1 tRNA gene and 1 pseudogene are annotated in these 676 nt (G+C 67.9%); one reads left to right on the forward strand and one right to left on the reverse strand.

The features are described from left to right. Positions 1 to 206: 206 nt before the first annotated feature. A tRNA-Met gene (locus MKK68_RS05495) sits at positions 207 to 283 on the forward strand. A gap of 213 nt (positions 284 to 496) precedes the next feature. On the opposite strand, the pseudogene MKK68_RS05500 reads toward MKK68_RS05495, so the two are convergent. Next, a pseudogene (locus tag MKK68_RS05500) lies at positions 497 to 676 on the reverse strand (hypothetical protein); the annotation flags it as partial.

Here is a 676-nt window from a genome sequence, read left to right on the forward strand (position 1 = left end):
CGGATCGGTTCGATCAAGACGGGATCGTTTCCGGGCCGATTGCTCTGCCTCGAAAGGAGGGCACGACATGACCGACCTCAACACCTCCCCGCTGACGGCCGCCGACGCGGTCGCCGCCAGACCCGCACAACGCAAGCGCACACACAGTCCCTCACCACGATCGCCGAACGTGCCGGTCCACACACCAGGGCCAGCACGCACCCTGGCGCGGGGTGGAGCAGCCCGGTAGCTCGTCAGGCTCATAACCTGAAGGTCACAGGTTCAAATCCTGTCCCCGCAACCAAACACACCACATACACCACACAAAACCGCAAACAGCCGGCCCGCGCACCACGCAGGCCGGCTGTTTGCGTTTAGGGACAGCAGTCGATGCCGAGGCGATAACGGTCGCCTGCGGCTCTGCCAAAGCCCTGCCCGACATTCCACCTGATGACCGCCGTTGCGCGTCCCCGGCGGGGGGGGCACGGCAAGATGACGGCACAGGGACGTCGCGCGTCTACTCGGCCTGCGGAGCCGGCGTTCCGCTGTCGGGATTCATGCCTTCCACCGGCGGCTTGCGACGGGGACGGGGCGTCGCTGCGGGCGTGGCCGTGGTGGTGACGGTGACGCCGAGGCGGGTGGCCAGCGCAAGGGCGCGGTTCTCGGTCACCCGGAGATGGCAGAAGCCGTGGGCGCC

This window comes from Methylobacterium sp. E-016 (genome assembly GCF_022829745.1).
Classification (GTDB): Bacteria; Pseudomonadota; Alphaproteobacteria; order Rhizobiales; family Beijerinckiaceae; genus Methylobacterium.